The sequence below is a fragment of the Azotobacter bryophylli genome, assembly GCF_042643485.1.
Taxonomy (GTDB): Bacteria; Pseudomonadota; Gammaproteobacteria; order Pseudomonadales; family Pseudomonadaceae; genus Azotobacter; species Azotobacter bryophylli.
On the sequence record NZ_JBHRSJ010000025.1, the window covers coordinates 1 to 537 of the forward strand.

1 protein-coding gene and 1 rRNA gene are annotated in these 537 nt (G+C 52.7%); both read right to left on the minus strand.

The window, feature by feature from the left end:
- A 16S ribosomal RNA gene (locus ACFOJE_RS12820) occupies positions 1-178 on the minus strand; the annotation flags it as partial.
- A gap of 92 nt (positions 179-270) precedes the next feature.
- A partial coding sequence (locus ACFOJE_RS12825) for a hypothetical protein (protein ID WP_377814762.1) occupies positions 271-537 on the minus strand: 267 nt, incomplete at its 5' end.

The window sequence follows — 537 nt, forward strand, 5'->3', positions numbered from 1 at the left end:
ACGTATGCGGTATTAGCGTTCCTTTCGAAACGTTGTCCCCCACTACCAGGCAGATTCCTAGGCATTACTCACCCGTCCGCCGCTGAATCGGAGAGCAAGCTCTCCTCATCCGCTCGACTTGCATGTGTTAGGCCTGCCGCCAGCGTTCAATCTGAGCCATGATCAAACTCTTCAGTTCAAATCAATCCGGGTTTTGAGAAAACCCTAAACTTGGCTCAGCAATCGCAAAAAAACTCTCGAATTCACGAGTGTTACTTGTGATGCTGATAATCAGTCGACCATCAGTCTCGATCTCACAAGCACCCACACGAATTGCTTGATTCCATTGTTAAAGAGCGTTTCGATTGGCTTTCGCTCAACCGAGGCCGCGCATTCTACCGCAGCCCATCGTCGCGTCAAGCGGTTTTTTCGGGAGGCTTCAGAAGCCTCGGCACCGCCTGCCAGCAACCCTTCCGACCCCACCCTCTTAGCCAACCCCTTGATTCGAAAGAGGTTTTCCGTGAGGACCGCGCCGGAAGTGGTGCGCATTATAGGGAC